Consider the following 20,290-nt stretch of genomic DNA (forward strand, 5'->3'; position numbering starts at 1 on the left):
CTGCTGCCCCGTCCTAGTCCCCGAACCCGGGTCGTAACAGGCGCGGATGCGCGCCGGCTTTCCGTTCGGGGCAGTTCTTTGATCAAGCCAGTCCGCCGCGCAGTTATTGGTCGCGCGCTGCTTTTCGCAAGCGCGCTGACCGCCGCGACGTCCGCCCTCGTCGCCACGCGCGGCGCGGGCGCGGTAGAGACCGACGGCACGATGCTGGCCGCCGCCGCCGCGCGGATCGAACCCATGCTCGATACATACTGTTCGCGCTGCCATAACGACGTCGACAATGTCGCCGGGCTGTCGGTTGCCGATCTGAAGGTCGAGGACTTGCGCACCGGCCGCAATGCCGAGGCGTGGGAGAAGATCCTGCGCCGCGTCGCCTCGGGCGAGATGCCGCCGCATTCCAAGCCCCAGCCCGATCCGCAAATGCGCGCCGCCTTCGTCGATTTCCTCAATGCGAGCCGAGCAAGCTTCGTCGCGGCGAACCCCGATCCCGGGCGCAGCGTGCTGCGGCGGCTCAACCGTGCCGAATACGCCAACGCGGTGCGCGATCTGCTGGGCGTAGAGGGCGATTTCGCGCGCGAGCTGCCGGCGGACAATTCGGGCTTCGGCTTCGACAACATCGCCGATGTGTTGAGCGTTTCGCCGACGCTGATGGAGCGATACGTCGCCGTTGCCGGAAAGGTCGCGCGGCAGGCGACCGGGCTGACCGCCAAGCGCGACTACGTCACCACGTTCCAGGTGGCGAAGGACGGGTCGGTAATGAATTCGGGCATTCCCGCCTACAACGAGCGCGCGGGCGCGGACCTGCCGCTCGCGTCGCGCGGGGGGATCGCGGTGCGCTATAACGCGCGCTACGACGGCAAGTACGACATCGCCGCCTGGCTCAATTCGAACACCAACAACGAAAGCGACCGGCTGATCGAGGACCGCTATGTGGCGCGGGTGCCGATGAAGGCCGGGCCGCACACGGTCAGCATGGCGTTCCGCCGCCAGACCTGGCCCGACGAGACGGTGCAGACGCTGCGCAACGACACGTCCTACGTGCCGCTGCCGATCGACAAGCCGGCGCTGCTGCCGCTCGACGTGTGGGTCGATGGCGTGCGGGCGAGCACGCTGATGGTGCCATCGTGGCGGATGCATTCGCGCTATTCGCAGCGCAACTTCCCGCGCGATCTGCTGCAACTGGACGTCGCCGGTCCCTTCGAGGCCAAGGGCCTTGCCGAAACGCCTTCGCGCCGGGCGATTTTCATCTGCACGCCCCGCTCCGTGGCGCAGGAAGAGCCGTGCGCGCGGCAGATCCTCGCAACGCTGGCGCGGCGCGCATGGCGACGCCCGGTCAGCCCGGCCGATGTCGCGCCGCTGCTGGCCATCTATAACGGAGAGCGCAAGCAGTCGGACTTCGGGCACGGGATCGAGGCCGCGATCGAGGCGCTGCTGGTCTCGCCGCGCTTCCTGTTCGTGGTGGAAAGCCCGCCGCCGGGCACGCCAGCGGGCGCGGCCTACCCGGTTTCGGACTTAGACCTTGCCACGCGGCTTTCGCTGTTCCTGTGGAGCTCGATCCCCGATGAACGCCTGCTTGCGCTCGCCGAGCAGGGCAGGTTGCGCACGCCCGCGGTGCTCGATGGCGAGATCGCGCGGATGCTGGCCGATCCCAGGGCAGGCGCGCTGACAGACAACTTCGCCGGTCAGTGGCTCTACTTGCGCAATCTCGACCAGCAGCGCCCCGACATCACGGTGTTCCCGCAATTCGATCACCGCCTGCGCGAGGCGATGGCGACGGAGACGCGGATGTTCTTCGCCAACGTGCTGTCGGCCAACCGGCCGGTGACCGATTTCATCCGCTCGGACTACACGTTCCTCAACCAGCGGCTTGCCGAACACTACGGGATTGCGGGCGTGCGCGGCCCTGCCTTCCGCAAGGTGGCGCTCGATCCGGCATCGCCGCGCGGCGGACTGCTGGGGCAGGCGAGCATCCTGACGGTGACGTCGTATGGCAACCACACTTCTGTGGTGAAGCGTGGCAAGTGGATACTCGACAACATGCTGGCATCGCCCCCGCCGCCGCCGCCGCCGGACGTTCCCGCGCTCAAGACCGAGCATGACGGCCGCTTGCTTACCGCGCGCCAGCAGCTCGAACTGCATCGCGCCAACGCATCGTGCGCCGCTTGCCACATGAAGATGGACCCGCTGGGCTTCGCGCTCGAAAACTTCGACGCGGTGGGCGCCTGGCGCACCAGCGACGCCGGCCAGGCGATCGACAACACCGCCACGCTGCCGACCGGCGCGAACATCGCGGGCGTCGGCGGCCTGCGCGACGTGCTGATGGCTCGGCGCGACGAATTCGCGCAGGCTTTTACCGAGCGGCTGATGACCTATGCCCTGGCACGCGGGCTGGGGCCGCAGGACATGCCGGCGGTGCGCGCCATCGCCCGGCAGGCGGCGCGCGACGACTATCGCGCGCAGACCATCGTGCGCGGGATCGTGACGAGTCCGGGGTTCACCATGCGCAAGGCCGCGATGAGCGTCGTCGCCGTCACTCCGGGTGCAGCATCGGGCAGGAGAGCGAAGTGAGGATCATCCGCAAGCCCCTGTCACGCCGCACCGTCCTGCGCGGCGCCGGCACGGCCATGGCGCTGCCGCTGCTCGAAGCGATGCTGCCGAACAGTGCCATGGCGGATACGGCGCAGCGGCCGAAGCGGCTGCAGGTGTTCTATACCCCCAACGGCATGACGATGGACGCGTATCGCCCGGCGTCGACGGGGCGCGACTATGCGCTGCCACCCACGCTGGCGCCGCTCGCCCCGCATCGCGACAGCATGGTCGTGGTGTCCGGGCTGGGCCATCCGCAGGCGGCGGCGATGGGCGATCGTCCGGCGGGTCACGGCCGGTCCTGCCCCGCGTTCCTGACCGGCGCGCACGCCAAGCAGACCGAAGGGCCCGATATCCGCTGCGGCGTGTCGATGGACCAGGTGTTCGCCGCGCATCTGGGCGATGCGACGCAGATCCCCTCGCTCGAACTGGGGATCGACCAGGCGAGCCTGCTGGGCAGCTGCGACATCAACTATTCCTGTGCCTATACCAACGGCATTTCCTGGCTGACGCCCACCGTGCCGCTGCCGGTCACCGCCAACCCGCGCGACGTGTTCGAGCGCCTGTTCGGCGATGGCGAGGCGCTGGATGCGAAAAGCCGCACCGCGCAGGCGCGGCGGCAGACCTCGATCCTGGACTTCGTGCGCGAGGATGCGGCGCGGCTTTCGGGCGCGCTCGGTGTTGAGGACCGGCACAAGCTCGACGAATATCTCGAAGCCTCGCGCGCGATCGAACGCCGCATCCAGCGGGCCGAAGCCGGGCCCGCCGTGGTGCAGACCGGCCTCCAGCAGCCGGCGGGCATCCCCGCCACCTTTGCCGACCACGTGCGCCTGATGATCGACCTGCAGGTGCTGGCGATGCAGGCCGACCTGACGCGCGTGGGCACGTTCATGATCGGGCGCGAGATTTCCAACCGCACCTACCCCGAGATCGGCGTGCCGGATTCGCACCACATGCTGAGCCATCACGGCAAGAACCCGGACAAGATGGCCAAGCTGGCGCAGATCAACCGTTATCACATGGAATTCTTCGCCTACGCGCTGCAGCGGATGAAGGACACGCGCGATGGCGCGGGCTCGCTGCTCGACAGCACGCTGGTGATCCGGGGATCGGCGTTCGGCGATTCCAACGATCACGACTTCATGGATCTGCCGGTGATCGTCGCGGGCGGGCTGGTGAAGGGCGGGCGCCATGTCGAAGTGGCCAAGGGCACTTCGATGTCGAACCTGATGCTCGCCGGGCTCAACCTGCTGGGCGTCCAGACCGACAGGTTCGGCGACAGCACTGGCCCCTTGCGAGAACTGACCGATGCGTAGGCTGCTGCTGGCGGTGGCCTTGTCGGCGAGCGTGACGGCCGGTGCCGCGCATGCGCAGGACGATCGCGTGGCCGATGCGATTGGGCGCGACGATGTGGCCGCGCTCGGGGCGGCACTCGCCGGGGGCGCGGATGCGAACCAGCGGCTCGCCTATGGCGAAACCCCGCTGGCGCGCGCGGTGGAGGTGCAGGACGCAGACCTTGTCCGCATGCTGCTGGCCCATGGCGCGAAAGCCAGCGTGGCCGATGCCTCGGGGCTTACGCCGCTGGGGCTTGCCTGCGAACGCGGCGATCCGGCGATCGTGCTGGCGCTTGTCGACGCCGGCGCCGATGTGCACCGGGCCTCGGCGGAGGGCGCCTCGCCGCTGGCGCTGTGCGCGCGCTTTTCGACCCCCGCCACGGTCCGGGCGCTCCTAGATCGCGGCGCCCCGGTCGAAAGCCTTGACCCGCGCGGGCAGACCCCGCTGATGTGGGCTGCCTCTGCCGGACAGGCTGAAGCGGTGGCGCTCCTGCTGAAGGCCGGCGCGAAGGTCGAACGGGAAGCGAAGGGCGGCTTCACCCCGCTGTTCTTCGCCATCGCCGGCGGCAACCCGGCGGTGTTCGATGCGATCGTCGCGGCCGGTGCCGACCTTTCTCGCCGTGGGCCGGAAAACACCAGCGCGCTGCAGATGGCGCTCTACCAGAAGAACTGGGCCGTGGCGCAGAAGCTGATCGAACGCGGCGGCGATCTGGCCGAGATCGACCGCAACGGCAACCGCCCGCTCCACGTCGCCGCTGCCGCAGGGGCGGACGCGCTCGTCGCCGCGATGCTGGCACACGGGGCCGATGCCAATGGCCTGACCGGACCCTCTCGGATCACCTGGGTGACCGAGGCGAACTTCGGCGTGCCGCCGCCGCCCGTTCCGCCGACGCCGCCGTTGCTGCGGGCGGCGCAGTCGGGACAGGCCGCGGTCATGCGGCGACTTGTCGCAGGCGGCGCCGACAAGACCTTCGTCGCCGCGGACGGGACCAACGTGCTGCTGGCCGCAGCTTCCAGCCAGAGCCCTGAGGCTGTGGCGCTGGCCATCGAACTTGTCGGCAATGTCGACGTGCAGGATGCGAGCGGTAAGACGGCGCTGCACCGCGTTCTGGATGGAGGCTACCACCCGCAGCAGGGCGCGATGCTGAAGCTGCTGGCAGACCATCGCGCGCGCACCGACATCGCGGACAAATCCGGTCGCACCGCGCAGCAGGCCGCAGCCGGTGCTATCTCCGAGGTCAAGGCGGCGTATGGGCAGGCGTTTCCCAAGGCCGATCCCGGCGCAAGACTGCCTGCCGTGCGCTAGGCCCCGGAGGCGGACCGAGAGCGCCCATCCTGGGCGCGGATGCGGGCGAACATGCTGCGGAACGTCAGCCCCGCATCGATCCGCGTATAGATGCGCATCGGCCTGCCGCCGGGATTGGCCCGATATTCGCCCGAAGGTCCGAGCCGGGGGGTGGGCATGGTGACATAGTCGCTGGATGCCGCGTCGGGCTGGAACGGCGTTTGCAGCGCCGTCAGCGTGACCAGCGGGCTGTCGCCGAGCACGTAAGTCTCGGTTCGAGGAAGCGTTGCGGCGATCGCCGGGGGCATGGTGTCCAGTTTCCCCAGCAATGCTTCAAGCTCGCCATGGAGGTAGGCGCCCAGTGGGCCGTTGCTGGCGAGCGCGCGAATTTCGGCGATATCGACCAGCATCTGCCGATAGGCGTTGCGCGGCACCTGCCAGATTTCGATGTCGCTTTCGTTGAAGATGACCTGCGCGGCCAAGGGATCGATCGTCAGATTGTATTCGACTTCGGGCGGTCCCGGCAGCACGGGGCCAAGCCCTGCGTGCTCGTTGCCGCCGATCCAGATCAGCTTCAACCGTTTGCCGATGCGCGGATCGGCGCGCCAGGCGCGGGCGATCTCGGTGAGTCCGGCGCCGGCGGCATAGATCAGCGGTTCGCCGGTATCCTCGCGCAGCGCTTCGTGTACAATTGCGCTGGTGGCCGGGCTGCTCGTGCGATCCTGCAGCGAGGCGAGGGCGGTCTCTCCGCCAGCGATCACCGGCGTCTGCATGCCAAGCAGGGCAAGCAGGTCTTTGGCCTTGTCGGCAGCATTGCGGGCCTGCCGACTGCTCGGATCAAAAGGCGATCCGGGCTGAAGATGCGTGCCGACGATGAGCGTGGTCCGGGTTGCCGGGCACAGCAGTTGATGGGCAAGCTGGAACAGCCCGTCCGGATCGCCACCGAAGTCGTTGTCGACGACAAGGCGGGCAATCGCGGGCCGTTCACCGAATGCCGGCATTGCGGCGAGGCCGGCAAGCAGGGCGCCGGACGTGCCGAGAAATGACCGTCGATCCACGCGCAACTCCTTGGGCTTCAGCCGATCATGCTCGCCGGCAGGACGATCGTGTTGAGGGAATCGGGCGCGAGTTCAAGGGACAGCATCCTGCCGCCGATCATGTTGCGCACGGTCAACGGCTGCGCGATGGCGTTGTTGGTCACCAGCACGAGCGAACCGTCGGGATTGCGGAAGGCCAGCTGGTCATCGAAGCCCAGGAAGCTGTCGACCGGCACGAAGCGGGCGCCCGGGCGCACGAACGCGGCAAGGTGTCGAATAAGCCAATAGTCTTCGGTCAGCCGATACGTGCCCGCAGCGGTGTCCACTTCGACAAGGCTGTTCTGCGGCCAACCCCACCCGCTCATGCCGCCCTTGGGCATGGCCATGTTCCAGTATGTCCATGCACTCGCCCCGTACTGGAAATAGCGCTTGATCGTTGCCCAGCCATAGCGCGCATAGTGCCAGTCGTTGGTGCCGACGCCACATTCCTGCTCCGAACCCCAGAGCTCAAGCTTGGGGAAGCGTTCGGCGAGGGCGGGAAGTGCCGCCTTTCCGGCCCACTGCACGCCCAGGCCCTTGATGACCGCCGCCGCTTCCGGATGCGCCATCACCGCCGAGACCAGATCGGCGTTGCCGCGCTCGAGCGTTCCGAAGAACACGCGCACGCCCAGCTTGTCCATCTCTCGCCCCACAAACGGGATGAACCTGGCGAGCCCTTCGGGCGTCCATGTGCAGCTCGGGAACGGTTGTGCCGAGTTGAATTCGTTCTGCGGCATCACCGTGTCGATGCGGATGCCGGCCTTGGCGTATTCCTCGACATATCGCGCGAAATAGCGCGCGTAGGTTTCGAAGTAGCGATCTTCCTGGATGAAGGAATCGGTTCCTTCCCTGCCCAGCTGGTCTGGCCGGATGCCGTTGTCGGGATTGTTGGGCCATGCCGGGGCCTGCGCATAGTGGCCCCCCTTCTTCATCCACGTCGGAGGGGACCAGGGCGAGGCCCAGACCTTCAGGTCGGGGCGCAAGTCCTTTGCTGCCTTGATGTAGGGGATCAGCGTTTCGCGATCGTTGGCGACCGAGAAGTGGGACAGCGCGAAATCGCCGGGCGTTTCGTCGTAGCTGTACCACTTGCGCGAGATGTCGTTCGCCCCGATCGGCGTGCGGCATTGGCTGAAGGCGCAGCCATCATCGCCGAACAACCGCTCGAGCGCCGTGGCGCGGGCCGGTGCTGGCAAGGCCGAGAGCGCTTCCCAGCCCTTTTCACTGAAGGCACCGCCGAAGCCGGCGATCGTCTGCTTGGGCGCATCGAGCCGGATCTGCGCGCTCATCGCAAACGGATTGGCCGCTGCCGCAGTCAGTTCGGGCACTGCAACGGAGCGCCAGGGTTGCCCTGCCCGGGTCGAAAACCAGAGCGGGCCCGAACGTTCATGCGGGGGCGATCCGGTGGCCGCTCCTGCGAGACCCGGAACCGCGCTCGCCAGTGCACCTGCACCAACGAGACCGAATGCTTCCCTGCGACTGACGCCCGGGCCCGCCATGGTCAGTCCTTCCAGCTGCGCGCGGCCATCTTCACCTTGACCACGGGGCCGAGGTCCTGTGCGTTGGCGCCGAGCGCAAACCCGTATTCGCCCGCCGGCATCGTCCAGCCGCCATCCTTCCAGTCGGCCAGCAGGCGCGGATCGATCTTCACGGTAACCTTCTGCGACGCGCCCGGCGCAAGGCTCACCCGCTGGAACCCGACGAGACGCTGCTTGGCGCCGTCCGGGCGCGACACGAGATAGACCTGCCCGACGTCATCGCCGGCAACCTTGCCCGTGTTGGTCAGGGTGAAGCTTGCGGAAAGCCCCGCAACCTTCAGCGCATTGCGCGAGAAGGTCGTGTAGCTGAGGCCGTAACCGAACGGGAACAGCGGCTTGGCCCCGTTCCGCGCGAACCAGCGGTATCCGACGTCCGAACCTTCGACGTCGTAATCCGCGACGAGCTTGTCCTTGCCCGGCTCCGGATCGCCCGAGAAATTGGGCTCGACCCAGTCGCTGCCGTCAAGCTTGGGCCGGGGCAGCTGGTTGACGCTGGCCGGGAACGTGACCGGCAGGCGGCCACCCGGGTTGGTATCGCCGAACAGCACCGACGCGATCGCTTCGCCACCGCGCGCACCGGGATACCAGGCTTCGACCACGGCGCCGGCCTTGTCGAGCCAGGGCATCGCGACGGGACCACCAGTTTCGAGGACGACGATGGTGTTCGGGTTGGCGGCGGCAACGGCAGCGATCAGCGCATCCTGGCCGTCCGGCAGCGACAGGTCGGGCTGGTCGAGACCTTCGGTGCGCCATTCGGTGGCGAACACGATGGCGACTTCCGCCTGCTTTGCCTTTTCGACCGCATCGGCAATGTAGCGGCCATCGCGGAAGGTGACGGTGGCTTGCGGTGCAAGCGCCTTGATCGCCTTCAAAGGGGCAGACCGGTGGTAGGACTGCTGCATCAGCGCGGCAAACGGGCCATCGCCGCCCAGCGAACGCGTGGCCGCAGGGCCTTTTTCGTCGTGGACAAGGCTCGATCCCGAGCCTGCAACCACGCCGCTGTCGGCGTAGCCGCCGATCACCGCAATCGATTTGGCGGTCTTGGCCAGCGGCAGCAAGCCTTCGCGGTTCTTGAGCAGAACGATACCCTGCTTGGCGGTTTCTTCTGCCACCTGCGCGTTCTTCGCAAAGTCGATCGCGCCGCCCGGCTTGGCGGGGTTCTTGTCCAGCCCCGCGGCGTAGATCGCGGTCAGGACGCGCTTGTTCATGTCGTCGAGCCGCGCGCTCCAGGCCGGATCGGCGGCAGCCTTCGCCTTGAGCTGGTCTGCAAAGAACACGCCCTTGTCGAGCTGCTCGCCCGACTGCTGGTCTAGGCCCTTGATCGCCGCGTCCAGACCGGGGACGGCGCCCCAGTCCGACATGACGAAGCCCTTCCAGCCCCAGGACTGCTTGAGCACCTTGTTCAGCAGCCAGTCGCTGGCGCAGGCCTGGTCTCCATGCACGCGGTTATAGGCGCACATGACCGAGCCGGGCTGGCCCTGCTCGATGCCGATCTGGAAGGCGAGCAGGTCGCTTTCGCGCGCGGCGCCTTCGTTGATCTTGATGTCGACGTACTTTCGCCCGGTTTCCTGGCCGTTGAGCGCGAAGTGCTTGATGGTCGAGATGATGTGATTGGACTGGACCCCGCGGATGGCCGCGCCGACGAGCATGCCCGAAAGCAGCGGGTCTTCTGCAAGGTATTCGAAAGTGCGGCCGTTGCGCGGATCGCGCATCAGGTTGACACCACCGGCGAGAAGGACGTTGAAACCCTTGGCCCGCGCTTCCGAGCCGATCATCGCGCCGCCCTGATAAAGCAGCTGCGGGTTCCACGACGCGGCCTGAGCGAGGCCTGAGGGGAGGGCGGTCGCCCCGTCTTTGCGCAACCCGCCAACCCAGGCGACGCCAAGGCTGGCGTCCGTTTCGGTGAGCGCGGGTACCCCCAGCCGGGGCACGCCAGCGATATAGCCAGCGCCGGGGATCGCTTCCTTGGGCATGACTGTGCCCGGGAAGAAGGGCAGGGGCATCGGGCCGTGCGTCAGGATGACCTTCTCTTCGGCCGTCATCTGCTTGACGGTCGCAGCAGCGCGGGCCTCGGCCGCCTTCAGATCGACAGCAGGCGCCTGCTGGGCGTTTGCCGCACCGTGCGAAAGCGCGGCAAGGGCGACGCCGGCGGCAAGAATCCGGGAGAGGGTCATGCGAACTCCTTGGATGAAATCTGGAATCGGGGGGAACCCCAAATAATTGGGCCGCAATCCGAAGACTGCGGCCCAGTTCAGGGTGGATCTGCTTAGAACTTGACCCCGGCGCGCACGCCGTAGGTTCGCGGTGCTTCGATCGTCACACCGGCGCCAAGACCCGACGCGGCATGCGCGATCGTGATGTTGTCTTCGATGTTCTTCACGAAGCCCTGAACATAGAAACGGTCGTTCGGGGCGGTGTAGGTGATCGTCGCGTCGGTCTTGGTGAAGGCCGGCTGACGGAACTGCGACAGGTTGTTCAGATCGAGAATAAAGTATTCCGAGCTGAGGCGGCTGCGCACGCCGAGGTCCAGCTTGCCCGCGTCTCCGAGGACGATCGTGTGGGTCCAGGCGGCCGTCGCGACATGCTTGGGAGCATGGTCGAGCAGGGCGCCATTGAAGTTGAAGCTCGGGTAAGCAACCGGGTTGGGCGTGAAGTTGGTGTAACGCGAATTGGTGTAGGTGTAGCCCAGATCGAAGCGGTCGTTGTCGCCCGGCTGCAGGGTGGCTTCAAGCTCAAGCCCATCGACCTTGGCCTTTGCGGCGTTGCTGATGAGCGTGGCCGGGATCGGCACGGTCACGACCTGGCTGACCTGCAGCTTGTCGTAGTCGTAGTGGAACAACGAAGCGTTGAGCCGGAACGCGTTCGAGAAGCGCAGCTTTGCACCGACTTCGTACGAGGTCAGGTTCTCGGGGTTGTAGTACAGCGCATCGGCGGTCAGCGAACAGCCCACGCCGCTTCCGGTCACGCAGCCGTCGTTGAAGCCGCCCGCCTTGTAGCCGGTGGAAACGTTGGCATAGAACAGGCCGAGGCCCGGCGCATCGTAGTCGACGCCCACCTTCCAGATGGTCTTGTTCCAGGTCTTCTTGGCAATGTTTTCGTTGAGCGTGCAGCGCAGCGCGCCGCAGAACGACGATGCCACCGTTGGGAAGTCAACGACCGTGGCACCGTTCCGCGACTTGAAGTCGTTGGTGTAGCGCACGCCACCCGTCACGTGCAGGTCCGACGTCAGGTCATAGGTGACCTGGCCGAACACGGCCTTCGAACGCGAAACGGTCGGGCCCTGCGGGAAGGCGAAGCCAGTCGCGCCGGCGACGACGAGGCTCGACAGCGGGGCACCCAGGTTGAATTCAAGGTCGGACTTTTCGTGGAAGTAATAGCCACCGACCTGACCGTGCAGCGGCGAGCCCTGACCGAACGCCAGACGCAGTTCGTGGCTGTCCTGCTTGAAATGGCCGAAGAAGAACGCGGGATTGTTGAGCGCGCTGAACAGCAGCAGGTTGCGCGTGTCGTCACGGTCGGTCTTGCGATACGAACCGAGGTAGGTCAGCTGGACCGGACCGAAATCATAGGTGAACTCACCCATGATGCCGTAGGCCTTGTTGTTGCGCCAGTTCCGATAGGTGGGGTTGACGGTGAGCAGGCGCTGTTCATCGCTGCTGCGATTGACATAGACCGGGTTGTTGGTTGGGGTCACCGTCGCGGGATCGAAGAAACGATCAAGCGTGACGAGATTGCCGTTCGTGCCGGTGCCACGGGTCTGCGTGTAGTCGCCGCGAATGACGAACTTGAGATTGCCGGTCTCGCCACCGAACGAGAGACGGCCCGACAGCACGTCGCGGAACGGGTTCAGTCGCGAAGACGCGCCTTCGACGGTGTAGTACGGGTCCTGGCGCTGATAGTTGGCGGCAGCACGGATGCCGAGGCCGTTGCCGAGCCCGACGTTGACCATGGCGGATGCATCGACGGTGTTCAGGTTGCCGTAGCTTGCATCGACCGAGGCGTGGAAGGCATCGACCGGCCGGTTGGCGATGACGTTGATCACGCCCGCCGTGGTGTTGCGGCCATAGAGCGTGCCCTGCGGCCCGCGCAGGACTTCGACGCGCTCGACGTCGTAGAAGCTGCCCAGCGTGTCGGCGGGGCGGGCGATGTAGATGCCGTCAAGCAGGAAGGCGGCCGAAGGGTCACCCTTTTCGGTGGTGTCGGTGCTGGTCACGCCACGGATCGAGATGCGAACGGCATCGCCGCTTTCGGTCAGCGCAAGGTTCGGAATGGCGGTGGTCAGTGCGCGCGCGTCCGTGATGCCCGAGCTCTTCAGGCCGTCGCCGGTAATGGCCGAAAGCGTGATCGGGGTCTTGGACAACAGGGTCGACTGGCGGGTCGCCGTCACCACGATGTCGCCGGTCGGCACGGCATCGGCGCTCTGCTGCGCGGTGGTCTGCGCTGCATCCTGGGCGTAGGCCGGCGCGGAAAGCGCGATCGCCGAGACCAGGCAGGCGGTCTTGATAAGCTTCATTGGTTGTTCCTCCCTTGGCTGTCGACGGCTCGCAAGCCGCCAAACCATCGCTCCCCACGAGCGATCGAAACGGTCAGGCAGCTCGTCGGCGGAGGTCCGGACGTGGCGAGATGCGGTCGCATCGCCATGCCGGGATAGGGGCTGTCCTCTCCATCGACGGACTGTCTCGTCCGCTTCGAGCGAGGGTCTTGATGCCGATTGGCAACGCTGTCAAGATTGCGCTGTCAATTGCTGTCCTTTTTCGCAGGGTGGGTGACGGCGGCCCCACAAGCGGCCATAAGATGAACCATGAAGAGGATCATGAAGGCTAAAATCGAATCCGATTTGGCGGGTGCCGGGCATGCAACCATGCAGGATGTCGCGCGTCATGCGGGGGTTTCGCTCAAGAGCGTGAGTCGCGTGGTAAATCGGGAACCACACGTTTCCGAAAAGCTCCGCATGAAGGTCGAAGCCGCGATCGCGGACCTCAACTATATTCCTGATATCGCTGCGCGCTCGCTCGCAGGATCGCGCACGTTCATCATCGGCCTGCTGTTCGACAATCCCAGTCCGAACTACACCATGAAGCTGCAGGCCGGGGTTTACCGCGCCTGCACCGAGCATGGCTATCATCTGCGGATCGACAACGTGGATTCGTCGTGTTCGCCGGCGGTGCTCGAATCGCGGCTGGATGCCATCGTGCGCAACAGCCGTTGCGACGGCTTCGTCCTCACGCCGCCGCTGACGGACAATCCGCAGGTCCTCGATTTCTTCGACGCACGTGGCGTTCGTTACGTTCGCATTGCACCCTCGGTCGAGGTGGACAGATCGCCCGGCGTGCTGATCGACGATGAGGCTGCCGCAGGCAGCGTTGCCAGATACCTGTGGGACCTGGGACACAGGCGTTTCGGGCTGGTCACTGGCCCGGTCGAGCACGGTGCCGCGGCAAAGCGACGCGCCGGTTTTCTCGACATGCTGTCGGGACTCGGCCTAACCGAACCGGTGGCCGAAGCCGCCGGTGGTTTCTCGTTCGAAGGCGGGATCACGGCCGGTCAGCAGCTGCTCGCCGCGCAGCACAAGCCGACGGCCATCTTCGCGACCAACGACGATTCGGCCGCGGGCGTGATGGTGGCTTGCAGCCAGGCGGGCGTGGCGGTTCCAGCCGACTTGTCGCTGTGCGGGTTCGACGACAGCTGGATCGCCAAATCGGTGTGGCCATACCTCACCACGATTTCACAACCGATCGAGGAAATGGGGCACGCGGCGGCGACCTTCCTGCTCGATCGACGTGATTCCCAGCCGGCGTTGCGCACTTTGCAATTTCATCTGGTCCAGCGCGACTCGGTCGCCGCCCCGGCCCAGGAGAAATCGACCTCGGTCGCCTGACGTCAGAACTCCGACCAGTCCTCGGCGAGCGCCTGGCTGCTGCGGCTGACCGCGGGGCGAGCCACCGGAGAGACGGGGGGCGGGGGCGTGAACGCGACGACTGCGGGTGCGCGATCGCCGATCGCGCGGCCGGGCAGGGCGCCCGGCTTGGGCGCGCTGTCGCCGATGCGGAAGCTCGCGAACGTCTTCGACAGGTGCGATGCTTCCTGCGTCAGGTTCTTGGTCGCGGCATTCGTTTCCTCGACCATCGCGGCGTTCTGCTGCGTCATCTGGTCCATTGCGCTGATCGATTCGCTGATCTTGCGCAGCGCAACCGACTGTTGGCCCGCCGTGTCCGCGATCGTGGAGATCGACATCGTCACCGTGCCGACCTGGCCGATGATCGTCTCGAGCGCCTCGCCCGTTTCGTTGACGAGCGCAACGCCCGCGCGAACGTGCTGCGTCACTGCTTCCACCCGCTGCTTGATCGCGCTGGCAGCTTCGGTCGCCCGCAGAGCAAGTGCGCGGACTTCCGAGGCGACGACGGCGAAGCCCTTGCCGGCTTCACCTGCTCGCGCTGCTTCTACACCGGCGTTGAGCGCCAGCAGGTTGGTCTGGAACGCAATCCCGTCGATCATCGCGGTGATGTCGGAAATCTCGGCGCTGGCGCGGTCGACCTTGTCCATCGCGTCGATCGCCTTGGTCACCACCGCGCCGCCGGTCTGGGCATGGCCGCGCGCTTCGACCATCGAGGTGCTGACGTCGGCGGCGATCTTGGCGTAGTCCTCGATCTGGCGGGTGAGCGAGTCCATCTCGTTCGACGATGCCTGCAGGCTGGCGGCCTGCATCTCGCTCCGGCTGGCGAGGTCCGTGGTTGCCTGGCGGATTTCGTTGGAAGTCAGGTCGATGTTGCCGATGCTTTCCTGCACCTGGCCCATCGCTTCGCACAGGCGCGACATGGCGTCGTTGAAATCGCGGGCCACGGGTTCGAACGCCGGCGGCACATCGGTGACGCGCACCGAAAGATCCGCCATCGCCACCGCGTGCAGGTTGTCGCCGATCTTGGCCATCGCCGCTTCGCGATCGGCCACGGCCCGTTGCCGGTCGATGGCGGCATCGCGGAAGTATTCCACCGTGCGGGCCATGTCGCCCAGTTCGTCGGTGCGCTCGGTGCCCGGCACGACCACCGCGTTGTTGCCGTCGGCAAGCGCAGTCATCGTCTGGGTTAGCTGCCCGATCGGGGTCGCCAGCGATTGCGCCAGCTTGCGTGACAGCAGCACGGCCAGCGCGATCATCGTCGCACCGCCCAGCACCAGCGCGATCCACGCGAAGAACACGGCGCGTTCCTGCGATGCGGTGTCGGAATCGATCTCGGCCTGCTGCGCCTTGCGCAGGTCGCGCAGCGGGGTGACGGCATCGCTCACCAGCACGGCCTTGCCCCCGGCGCGGATCGCGGCGACGGCGTCGTCAAGATGGCCGGCCTTGACGGTTTCGATCGAGCGGTCGCCCCAGGCCTGGCGCCACTTGGCGGTTTCCTCGCGCGAGGTGCGGACCAGCGCCTGGCGCGCGGGATCGGTCAGCCGCGCCTCCAGCTGCTGCGACGTCTTGTCGTAGTCGTCACGGCCTTCGTAGTACGACTTGAGGTAGCTCTCATCCGCCGTGACCAGATAGCCGCGCATCTGGCTGTTCTGGCGCAGCAGCGCGGTCTCCAGCGTCAGCGCATCGGCCAGGATCGACTGGCTTTCCGTGTTGCGGACCGCGATGCGCGAAATCATCGCCAGGCTGATGCCGAAGACCAGCATCATCGCCACCGCGGAGATGATCACGGCCACGAACGACATGCCAAGCCGGCGGGGAATGTTCATGCGATCGAACACGATGCACCTTTGTTTTCTAGAGTATCCGCACGAGAGCGCGTGGGCAGGATCGGGGTCAGGGGTCCGGGATCGGAGCGCGGATCCTTCAGGGCAGGCGAGTGCCGGGTCGGCGAATGCCGGGTCCGCGGGCCGGATCGCTCACCCTGTCGCCGGTGGATAGTGCCATGCTGCCATCTGCATCCTCGCTGGAGATTGGCCGTCATGCATAAGGGCGCAGATTAAAGCCGGCGGATATCGGCAAGTATGCATTTTATCTTAGTATTCGTGATGGGAAACGGGTGATTACCGCGCAAGCGGGGCTTCTGCGTAGCGCCGGTTATTCAAATATGCACCGCGGCACCGATAGCTTTCCGTTGAATTTCAGTGGGACGCCATGGGTATACTTGCAAATCTGACCTCGGCGACCGCGCAGGAGTGGACAGGGATCGATCTTCGGCGGCAAGCCGATTTCATGCGCCAGCAGCACGCGCCGTTCTCGGCCCGCGTCATGGATGCAGCGGCGATCCATCTGCCCCAGGCTCCATTCTGCCTGTCGATGTTCGAAGGCTGGTCCGGCGATCGCCGCTCCGCCGCGCTGCCGCTGCGGCTGCTCGCCGGCTTGCACAACCTGGCGCGCCGGGGCGTCGTCCCCGAACTGTCCGCCGCGTTCGCCACGCTCGATCCCGATTGCGAACAGGCGGTCGCCCTGGCTCTGGCGACAGGCGATGCCATGATCGCGCCATGGCTGATGCGCCCGACGCAGACCAACGAGGTGGCGCGCAGTGCCGCGACGATGGCGGCGCTGCGGGTCGTGGCGGGGCGCTTCCGGCTGCCCATCCACCTGCATGAAATGGGCGCGAGCGCGGGGCTCAACCTGCTGCTCGATGGCTATGCGTTCGATCTGGGCGGCGTGCGCGCGGGCGATCCGGCGAGCCCCCTGGTGATCCGCCCGCGCTGGTCCGGGCAGGCCCCGCGCGGTGCGCAGCCCACCATCGTGCAGGCCTGCGGGGTCGATCGCACGCCGCTCGATTTCCGCGATCCCGGCGATTGCGAACGACTGTTTTCCTATGTCTGGCCCGATCGCGCGGAGCGGTTGCGCCGGCTGCGCCTGGCGATCCAGCTCGCCCGGCATCGCACCGTCGATCTTCAGGCCGGCAGCGCGGTGGAATGGCTGCGCGACAAGCTGGCCGCACCGCGCACCGGCGGCGTCGTCCAGTGCATCGTCCACACCATGTTCCACCAGTATCTCGGCGACGAGGACAAGGCAGACGTCGAGGCGATCTTCGCAGAGGCGGGGGCAGCAGCGACCGAGGCCGCGCCGCTGGCCCGCATTTCGCTCGAATGGACGCCATCGCGCAGCGTGGTGGAGCTTGTCCTCACCACCTGGCCCACCGGCACGCGCGAGGTGCTGGCCCATGCCCACCCCTATGGCGCGTGGATCCGCTGGCTCGGCGACTGACGCTCCGGGCGGCCGAGCCTTCCGGCGGCCCCGATCAGGCGCGCCGCCCTTCCTTGACCCACAGCACCGACAAGGCGGCGAGGATCAGCGCAACGCCGCATAGCGTCAGCATCTGTCCGGGATCGCCGCCCAGCAGCTTGCCATATAGCCCGATTCCCAGCGTCACGAAGCCGAGGTCGAGCGAGCTCATCAGGATCGAGAAGAGCATCATCGGGATAACGATCATCATGTTGAAGATGCCCATGTACACGCCGGTCCGCTCGGCCGGGATCGAGCTGGCGAGGATGGCGTAAGGGTTGCCCATGATGCTGCCCCAGGCAAAGCCGACCCCGGCGGCGGGCAGGAACAGCAGCGCCTTGTCGGCGATGTGGGGCAGGGCGATCATGCCGATGCCGCCCAGCGTCAGGCACAGCGCGTGGACGATGCCCGGGCCAAGCCGGCGCACCAGCGGCACCATGGCAAAGGCCACCACGAACGCCACCGCGTTGTAGAACGCCGCCACTTCGCCATTGGTCAGCACGGCGCTGTGGAACGCGGGCGACTGCGCATCGGCCGTGGCATAGACGGTGCGGCCGATCGAGTAGGTGACGTAAGTCCAGTATCCGTACATGCCGAACCACTGGAACAGGCTCATCACCCCCAGCTTGCGCATCGCGCGCGGCATTTCCACGATGGCCTCGCCGATTTCGGCAAGCGTCGCAGCCGCGCCGCGCGGGGCGGCCGCGATCCGCGCCTGTTCCTCAGTCCCCAGCGGCAGTTCGGGCACGCGCAGCACCGACCACAGGATCGTCGAGAGCGACAGCACAGCGCCGAAGATGAAGACGACGTGCACGGTATAGGGGATGTTGTGATCGTCGACCCAGTCCTTGCTCATGCCCAGCGCGACGAGCAGCGACGGGGTGAGGTAGGCGAGCATCTGGGCCAGCCCGGTGAACGCGCTCTGCGACAGGAACCCGAACTGGCGCTGGTCGGGATCGAGCCGGTCCGAGACATAGGCGCGATAGGGTTCCATCGTGATGTTGTTGCCGGCATCGAGCAGCCAGAGCAGCGACACCGCCATCAGCAGCGACGAGGAGAACGGCATGGCCAGCAGCCCCGCCGCGCACAGCACCGCGCCCGCCACGAAGTAGGGGGTACGCCGGCCCCAGCGGCTCTGCGTCCGGTCGGACATCGCGCCGATCAGGGGCTGGATCAGCAGGCCGGTGACCGGACCGGCAAGGCTCAGGATCGGCAGCGCCGCCTCGTCCGCGCCGAGGTAGCTGTAAATCGGCCCCATGTTGCCCTGCTGCAGGCCGAAACTGAACTGCAGCCCCAGGAACCCCAGGTTCATCTCGAGGATGCGCCACCATGGCAGGTGCGGTCGACCCGTGCTCATTGCTCTCTCCCAGCCTTATCCCGTTTTGCAGGATAACTGGCACAGCTCCAAGCGTTTGGCAATCGTTTGCGGAAAAGGGCGCGCGCGTCCTGCCTGCGGGGGCAGCGACGCTGGCGGGGTCAGGCGCGTTCGGGCAGCAGCCCTTCGTAGTGGGCCTTCAGCTGCATGCCCAGCAGGCGGCAATAGAAGCGCACCTGCGACAGGTTCCCGCCCATGAACCACAGACCGTCCTGCGCGGTGGGCTTCCACATGTTGCGCAGCTCGCCCTCCCACGGGCCGGGGTCGCCCTTGAAGCCAGAGCCATAGCCCCAGCACCGGCCGACCTTTTCCGCCACGTCCTCGCCGATCAGCCGGGCCACCCACTGCTCCATCGCGCCGAAGCCGGTGGCATAGATGATGATGTCGGCATCAAGGTGCGTGCCGTCGGCGAATTCGACGCCGGTTTCGGTAATGCGGCTGATCTCGGTCCCGGTCTTGAGCGCGATGCGGCCGTCCGCGATCATCGCGCTGGCGCCCACGTCGATGTAATAGCCCGACGCCGACCGCAGGTACTTGGCGGCGATCCCCGCTCCGTCTTCGGCGAAATCGAGCCGGAATCCCGCCCGTTCCAGCCCGGCGTAGAAGTCCTTGTCGCGCTCGCGCATCATCTTCCACGCCTCGCGGTTGCCCGCTTCCATCAGCCGCAGCGGCAGCGAGGCGACCATCATGTCCGCCGTCTCGGTCGTCACGCCTTCGTCGACGGCTTCCTGCGAGAACAGCGGCCGCATCATCACTTCGCTCATCGTCGACTGGCGGATGATGTGGGTGGAGGATCGCTGCACCATCGTCGGCAGCGCGCCGTGATCGACCAGGTCGGCGCAGATGTCGTGAGCGCTGTTGTTGGCCCCGATCACCACCACGCGCTTGCCGGCAAGGCCTTCGCCGCCCTTGTGCGCGCTCGAATGGTACTGGGCCCCGCGGAAGCTTTCCTGTCCCTCGATCGTGGGTACCACGGGGAACCCGGCATTGCCCACCGCCATCACCAGATGCGCCGGGCGCAGCTCGATCTCCTCGCCCTCGCGCCGGATCTTCGCGATCCAGGTGCCGTCGGCCTCGTTGCGTTCCGCCCGGACGAGTTCGGTCTCGGTCCAGACGTTGACTTCCATGATCGCGGCATAGTGCTCCAGCCAGTCGCCCATCTTGTCCTTGGGCGTGTAGGCCGGCCAGTGTTCGGGAAAGGGCAGGTACGGCATGTGGTCGTACCACACCGGATCGTGCAGGGTCAGCGACTTGTAGCGCGATCGCCATTGGTCGCCCACCCGCGGATGCTTGTCGATCAGCAGGTGCGGCACGCCCAGCAGGCGCAGCGTGGCCCCGATCGCCAGCCCGGCCTGCCCTGCGCCCACGACGAGGACGTAGGGTTGCACCTCGCGCCCGATGGCGGCCTGTTCGGCGCGCAACCGGTCCTGCCAGTTGGGTCCGGTCGGATCATGCTCCGCGCCGCTCGGCCGGCGATGGCCGAACGGGAACTCGTGCCCGCGCAGATCGCGCAGCACGGTCAGGAAGGTCAGCGCTACGCCATCGACCAGGCGCAGATAGCCCCTGGCCTGCCCGCTCGCGGTCTCGAATGAAAAGAAGCCCTCGCTCGCACCCTGGGCTGCCTCGCTGGTCCAGTTGCGGGCCTGCGTGATCTTGGCGCGGCGGGCGGCGAAGGCCGCAATCGCCTCGCGCCCTTCGTGCGTTGCCAGCGTCCAGTCGAAGGCCAGGAAATCGCGCCACAGGCCGTGCGGTGCGAAATGGGCGGCAACCGCCGCATCATCGGCCGAATCCAGCGCGCCCGAAAACGATTCCAGCCATTCCGCAACGTCGCTTGGCATTTTCTCTCCGATTTTTATGGCCTGTTTTCCGGCAGCTTCATGACCGCATAGCCTTCCTCTGAACACCGGGGAAA

12 protein-coding genes are annotated in these 20,290 nt (G+C 66.6%); 5 read left to right on the forward strand and 7 right to left on the reverse strand.

The window, feature by feature from the left end:
* Nucleotides 1-78 precede the first annotated feature (78 nt).
* The 3 genes from HHL27_RS14775 to HHL27_RS14785 are packed head-to-tail and all read left to right on the forward strand — an operon-like array spanning nt 79 to nt 5,223.
* Complete coding sequence (locus HHL27_RS14775; protein WP_240959827.1) at nt 79-2,565, forward strand: DUF1592 domain-containing protein; 2,487 nt, start codon at nt 79-81, stop codon at nt 2,563-2,565.
* Nucleotides 2,562-3,899, forward strand: a complete 1,338-nt coding sequence (locus tag HHL27_RS14780; RefSeq protein ID WP_338114915.1) for a DUF1552 domain-containing protein — start codon at nt 2,562-2,564, stop codon at nt 3,897-3,899. The genes HHL27_RS14775 and HHL27_RS14780 overlap by 4 nt, the downstream gene beginning before the upstream one ends.
* Nucleotides 3,892-5,223 carry an ankyrin repeat domain-containing protein gene (locus tag HHL27_RS14785; RefSeq protein WP_169494211.1) on the forward strand — a complete coding sequence of 444 codons (1,332 nt, stop codon included), beginning with the start codon at nt 3,892-3,894 and terminating at the stop codon, nt 5,221-5,223. Before HHL27_RS14780 ends, HHL27_RS14785 begins: the two co-directional genes overlap by 8 nt.
* Here the strand turns inward: HHL27_RS14785 and HHL27_RS14790 are convergent.
* The 4 genes from HHL27_RS14790 to HHL27_RS14805 form a co-directional block, all read right to left on the reverse strand.
* Nucleotides 5,220-6,260 (reverse strand): nucleoside hydrolase, encoded by a 1,041-nt coding sequence (locus HHL27_RS14790; RefSeq protein ID WP_338114916.1) that lies wholly within the window; start codon nt 6,258-6,260, stop codon nt 5,220-5,222. The two genes, HHL27_RS14785 and HHL27_RS14790, sit on opposite strands and share 4 nt — an antisense overlap.
* 17 nt (nt 6,261-6,277) lie before the next feature.
* On the reverse strand, nt 6,278-7,774 hold the full coding sequence (locus tag HHL27_RS14795; RefSeq protein ID WP_169494212.1) for a glycoside hydrolase family 30 protein: 1,497 nt from the start codon (nt 7,772-7,774) through the stop codon (nt 6,278-6,280).
* A 2-nt stretch (nt 7,775-7,776) separates the two neighbouring features.
* Nucleotides 7,777-9,987, reverse strand: coding sequence for a beta-glucosidase family protein (locus HHL27_RS14800; protein ID WP_169494213.1), 2,211 nt, complete (start codon nt 9,985-9,987; stop codon nt 7,777-7,779).
* Between the two features lie 92 nt (nt 9,988-10,079).
* Nucleotides 10,080-12,326 (reverse strand): TonB-dependent receptor, encoded by a 2,247-nt coding sequence (locus tag HHL27_RS14805; RefSeq protein WP_169494214.1) that lies wholly within the window; start codon nt 12,324-12,326, stop codon nt 10,080-10,082.
* A gap of 348 nt (nt 12,327-12,674) precedes the next feature.
* Between HHL27_RS14805 and HHL27_RS14810 the strand changes: the two genes are divergently transcribed.
* On the forward strand, nt 12,675-13,691 hold the full coding sequence (locus HHL27_RS14810; RefSeq protein WP_206069635.1) for a LacI family DNA-binding transcriptional regulator: 1,017 nt from the start codon (nt 12,675-12,677) through the stop codon (nt 13,689-13,691).
* 2 nt (nt 13,692-13,693) lie between these two features.
* Here HHL27_RS14810 and HHL27_RS14815 read toward each other — a convergent pair whose 3' ends face one another.
* The gene (locus HHL27_RS14815; RefSeq protein ID WP_169494216.1) at nt 13,694-15,547 is read right to left on the reverse strand and encodes a methyl-accepting chemotaxis protein; all 1,854 of its coding nucleotides are present in this window, start codon (nt 15,545-15,547) and stop codon (nt 13,694-13,696) included.
* 373 nt (nt 15,548-15,920) lie between these two features.
* On the opposite strand from HHL27_RS14815, the gene HHL27_RS14820 reads away from it, so the two are divergent.
* Complete coding sequence (locus tag HHL27_RS14820; protein ID WP_169494217.1) at nt 15,921-16,985, forward strand: DUF2332 domain-containing protein; 1,065 nt, start codon at nt 15,921-15,923, stop codon at nt 16,983-16,985.
* A 34-nt stretch (nt 16,986-17,019) separates the two neighbouring features.
* On the opposite strand, the gene HHL27_RS14825 is transcribed toward HHL27_RS14820, so the two are convergent.
* Both HHL27_RS14825 and HHL27_RS14830 read right to left on the reverse strand, forming a co-directional pair.
* Nucleotides 17,020-18,360, reverse strand: a complete 1,341-nt coding sequence (locus tag HHL27_RS14825) for an MFS transporter (protein ID WP_240959831.1) — start codon at nt 18,358-18,360, stop codon at nt 17,020-17,022.
* Nucleotides 18,361-18,479: 119 nt separating this feature from the next.
* The gene (locus HHL27_RS14830; protein WP_169494218.1) at nt 18,480-20,216 is read right to left on the reverse strand and encodes a flavin-containing monooxygenase; all 1,737 of its coding nucleotides are present in this window, start codon (nt 20,214-20,216) and stop codon (nt 18,480-18,482) included.
* Between the last annotated feature and the right edge of the window lie 74 nt (nt 20,217-20,290).

Origin of the sequence: Novosphingobium olei (genome assembly GCF_012927405.1) — a bacterium.
In the GTDB taxonomy this organism is placed as follows: domain Bacteria; phylum Pseudomonadota; class Alphaproteobacteria; order Sphingomonadales; family Sphingomonadaceae; genus Novosphingobium; species Novosphingobium olei.

Excerpts from the sequence above, each read along its gene's own strand:
- HHL27_RS14785 (WP_169494211.1), top strand. The coding sequence starts at position 3,892 with ATGCGTAGGCTGCTGCTGGCGGTGGCCTTGTCGGCGAGCGTGACGGCC.
- HHL27_RS14795 (WP_169494212.1), bottom strand. The coding sequence starts at position 7,774 with ATGGCGGGCCCGGGCGTCAGTCGCAGGGAAGCATTCGGTCTCGTTGGT.
- HHL27_RS14800 (WP_169494213.1), bottom strand. The coding sequence starts at position 9,987 with ATGACCCTCTCCCGGATTCTTGCCGCCGGCGTCGCCCTTGCCGCGCTT.
- HHL27_RS14805 (WP_169494214.1), bottom strand. The coding sequence starts at position 12,326 with ATGAAGCTTATCAAGACCGCCTGCCTGGTCTCGGCGATCGCGCTTTCC.
- HHL27_RS14810 (WP_206069635.1), top strand. The coding sequence starts at position 12,675 with ATGCAGGATGTCGCGCGTCATGCGGGGGTTTCGCTCAAGAGCGTGAGT.
- HHL27_RS14820 (WP_169494217.1), top strand. The coding sequence starts at position 15,921 with ATGGGTATACTTGCAAATCTGACCTCGGCGACCGCGCAGGAGTGGACA.
- HHL27_RS14825 (WP_240959831.1), bottom strand. The coding sequence starts at position 18,360 with ATGAGCACGGGTCGACCGCACCTGCCATGGTGGCGCATCCTCGAGATG.
- HHL27_RS14830 (WP_169494218.1), bottom strand. The coding sequence starts at position 20,216 with ATGCCAAGCGACGTTGCGGAATGGCTGGAATCGTTTTCGGGCGCGCTG.